The sequence below is a fragment of the Vibrio makurazakiensis genome, assembly GCF_050337375.1.
Classification (GTDB): Bacteria; Pseudomonadota; Gammaproteobacteria; order Enterobacterales; family Vibrionaceae; genus Vibrio; species Vibrio makurazakiensis.
This window is the reverse complement of sequence record NZ_JAKJSW010000303.1, coordinates 1-3796: the sequence shown is the minus strand read 5'-3', so window position 1 is coordinate 3796 and position 3796 is coordinate 1. Positions and strand designations below refer to the sequence as shown.

Genomic DNA, 3796 nt, shown 5'->3' with positions numbered 1-3796 from the left:
GAGTATTAGCGTACTCTCCCTCTTTGCATGTCACCCAACTGGAAAACTTTCGATGCATAGTGAAGTCATGATCAACAGCAAAAGGCAACATATACGGTTGGGCCTTCGCATTAAACCCTGCCGTCCATCGTGAGTGACTTGGTGTTTGATGGCAACCAAACACCTCCTTTAATTCTTCTAAAGTAATGGCTTTAGTGTCGTTGTTTTCATTCGCCAGTATTGCGACTACATCTGCTGTAAACAACAATTCTGTTGGACGATAGCCATAGCGTTGATTGAAGCGAGCGRCTTCTATATCTGACCATTTTTTGGAACTGACGCCAACTTTAGCTTGTTTATTGATCATACTGTCAGCGATATTGGTCGTTGTTAATGCCTTTAAATTAGCCTCTTTTTCAGTGATCAGTTGCTCGATGAGTGGCGCAATATTTTTTTCTACGGCGACATAACTGGTATCGCTCAAGCTATATACATTCAAAGATAACAATGTCGTTATGGAGAACACAGCTGCGTTTGCTACTATTTTCATTGCACTTCCTCCACTGACGTTGAACTGCTTAAGTTTCGCTCTGACGTAAATATATCCCACGCTTGATTCACTTCCATATCATCAAACGTAACCACTGCTATGGTTCGGCGTTTCCTTGCATGCAAGTGCTGAGTCAGATTAGTAATTTGAGTAAACTCTTGTTCAGCGATCCGTGCCGCAGCGATCCCCCTACCAACAAGTTCCGCTTTAATAACGCCAGTTCTCTTTTGCGCCAACACTTTGTTGTACTGATTCGTTCCCTCTGAGCTCGTGTCCCCCACTAAGGTCACAGATGCATCAGGGTGCCTTACTAGCAACGTAACCAATTCAGTAAGCGGAGCGTCATGCTCGGGTTTTATTTCATACTTATCAAATTCAAACGCAACGCTGATCACTTGTATTTTTTCGACAACTTTCCAATCAGCGCAACCTTCAACATCTACAGACACATTCTCTGGGGTGTCAAAGCATAGGTCTCGTTGGTTAATCACACCATCTTGGTCACTATCAGCAAGATCATCAATTTGATGACGTGTTACCGTCGGGTTTGGTGTTTCGGCGCATGCTGCGAGCAACAGTGGCGCTAATAAGGTGACAAATAGCTTCATCTTCATTATCTGTTCTCCTTATTCCACTCTTCAGGGTGTTCCACTCTTAATGCGTAGGTCAGCATGCCCATTGCATTTAGTAACCGATAAGCCGCTAATGAGTGATCATACTGAGTACCTATATAATTTCGACGTGCTAAAAACACTTCCACTTTAGCATCCAGTACATCCAATAGGCTACGACGTCCCACATTAAATTGCTGGATATAACCTAACTCTGCAATTTTCGCTGCATCTACATTCTGCTGAAGCAGTGCTTTTTGCTGATCAAGCATGTCATAAGCATTCCAAGCTAATTGAGTTCCTTCTTGGACTTCTCGCTCTGTCCGAATTCGAATGGCCCGAGCTTCTTCTACTCGCCACGCCGATGACTCAACGCGAGAGTCTGTAGCAAATCCATTAAACAGATCGTAATCCATAGTCAGCATCACACGTGCATCTTCATCAATACCTCCTGGAGGGTTAGACACATTGTCATTTTTATTGGCGTGAAGCTCTAATTTCAGCTCTGGGTAATAGTCCGCTTTTTCACGACGCATTTCTTTTCTCGCTGCATCAATGTCTAACAATGCTGCTTGAATTTCAGGATGATTAGAAATGGCTTGTTCTACGGCAACTTGAGAGGAACTAGGGATAAGTACGTCATCAAAACGTGGTGATACCAAATTCATTGCTGGTTTACCGACTAAGCGGAGATACTGAGTTTTCAGGTCATACAGATTGTTCTGCGCAGAAATGAGGGAAGATTGCGCTGTCGCAACACGTGCCGAAATTTGCGCTAAATCAGTATTGCTACTCAGCCCTTTGCTCTTCTTATCCAAGATATCTTGATAGATTTCTTGATGCTCTTTTACATTTCGTTGCGAGAGCTCTAACAAGGTTTCCGCTTTTAATATATCTAAATAGTTTCTCACCACATCGAGAGAAACATTCTCAGCACGAGAGATTAAAGTCAGTCGTTCCGCTTCCATTTCATAATTCAAACGGTCAACATTGGCACTGGTTCGAAAGCCGTCAAACAAAAGCTGAGAGACTTTAACGCCGATTTCCGTGCGCGTTAGCCCTCTATCGTCAGAATCTAACTTAGCACCGCTGCTATAACGCGTTTCTTCATACCCTGCAGCGGCATAGAGATTGACTTGAGGAAGATAGAGCCCCCCTGCGGCATCTGAATCTCGAATCACAGACTGATAACGTGAATACTGCGAGAGTATCTCTGGGCTGTAATCAATAGCTAAAGCCACGGACTCTTCCAATGAAGTCGCCTGTACGGCTGCTGACGCTATCAAACACGCAGAGAGAAGTAATTTTGAATGCATTAACACTTCCTTATTTTACTTGACCACTCACTTCTTATCGCTCTCGAAGTGATGTTTCCTTGGCTCTTAATATTGGTTTTAACCAATAACTTAAAACGGTTTTTTCACCAGTTAATATATCTACCGCGACTTGCATACCCGGGATCACAGTAAATTTTGAACTATTTGTTGAATCTAAGTCATTGTTACTTATGTTAAGTTTAATATGTGCGCGGTAGTACGCATTTCCGTCATCAGTCTGTAGTGCATCCGCACTTACATACGTGACTTCACCTTTCTGACCACCATAAATGACGAAATCGTATGCCGAAAATTTCACGGTCGCGCTTAATCCAGGCCTAACAAACGCAATATCTTGTGGTGGAATTCGAGCTTCAACAATGAGCTGGCTATTTTGGGGAACCAACTCCATGATAGGCTCACCAGGTCTTACTACACCGCCAATCGTTCTGACAAATACTTCTTTAACCGTACCATCAACTGGCGACACAATATCTGTTCTTTTCAGTTGATCAGCAATCACCTGTTGGCTTTCGGTTATTTGCGCGATTTTACTTGCAACCTCATTAAGTTGTCCCTGAGCTTTAGTTCTGAAATCAAGGGCGACACTTCTGTGATCCGCTATTGCTTCAAGGTATGCCGCTTTCTGCTTTTGAGCCGCTACTTTTGAACTTGCAATGTCGCCTTCCAAATTCACAATGTCTCGGTTCAATTTAAGAAGTTCGACCTTAGCCACTGCGCCACTTGCAACCACGTCCGCTAACATTGATCGCTCTTTAACAACGATGGATAAACTGCTTTCGAGTGTTTTAATGTTATTACGGGTATCAGCATAAGCTTGTGACTGTTGTTCCACCCTCAATTCAGCTTCTTCTAACTCTGAAGATATTTGACTTAAGCGTTCTAAGTAGTTTGCTTGAGCGTTGAATAATGCGGGATGGCTGTTTTCGTCGACATTCAAATCTTGTCTTTCTAATTTCACTCTTTCTTGCCAACTCACAGATGTACTGTTGACGACGATCGTCGCTAACTCTGCTTGTAAACGTACTTTTTGAGCAAGTAATGTATCCAACTGTTGGGCTGACTCTAAGAATGCGGCTTTGAAGCGTGTATCATCCAGTATCGCTATACTTTGACCCTTTGATACTGACTGTCCTTGAGTCACCAAAATCTCTTTAATTAGACCACCCTCTAGGCTTTGGATGGTTTGAATGGATAAGCTTGGGACAACTTTACCATCACCAACCACAACCTCTTCTAACGTTGCCCAGGACGCCCATGCCAGAATAGACAAAATCAACGCACTACTTAACCAAATTAACTTGCGGGAACGATAAGCC

3 protein-coding genes and 1 pseudogene are annotated in these 3796 nt (G+C 43.1%); all 4 read right to left on the bottom strand.

From position 1 onward, the window contains the following. A pseudogene (locus tag L4C33_RS20415) lies at window positions 1–529 on the bottom strand (PstS family phosphate ABC transporter substrate-binding protein); the annotation flags it as partial. Next, entirely contained in the window at window positions 526–1137 is a 612-nt protein-coding gene (locus L4C33_RS20410) for an OmpA family protein (RefSeq protein WP_428814228.1), read from the bottom strand. The gene L4C33_RS20410 and the pseudogene L4C33_RS20415, both read right to left, overlap by 4 nt. Before the next feature lie 5 nt (window positions 1138–1142). After that, window positions 1143–2456: a TolC family outer membrane protein gene (locus L4C33_RS20405; RefSeq protein ID WP_428814227.1), complete on the bottom strand. Its 1314-nt coding sequence runs from the start codon at window positions 2454–2456 to the stop codon at window positions 1143–1145. A gap of 34 nt (window positions 2457–2490) precedes the next feature. Continuing rightward, window positions 2491–3796: HlyD family type I secretion periplasmic adaptor subunit (locus L4C33_RS20400; RefSeq protein ID WP_428814226.1), on the bottom strand; the 1306-nt coding region annotated here is incomplete at its 5' end.

Excerpts from the sequence above, each read along its gene's own strand:
- L4C33_RS20410 (WP_428814228.1), bottom strand. The coding sequence starts at position 1,137 with ATGAAGCTATTTGTCACCTTATTAGCGCCACTGTTGCTCGCAGCATGC.
- L4C33_RS20405 (WP_428814227.1), bottom strand. The coding sequence starts at position 2,456 with ATGCATTCAAAATTACTTCTCTCTGCGTGTTTGATAGCGTCAGCAGCC.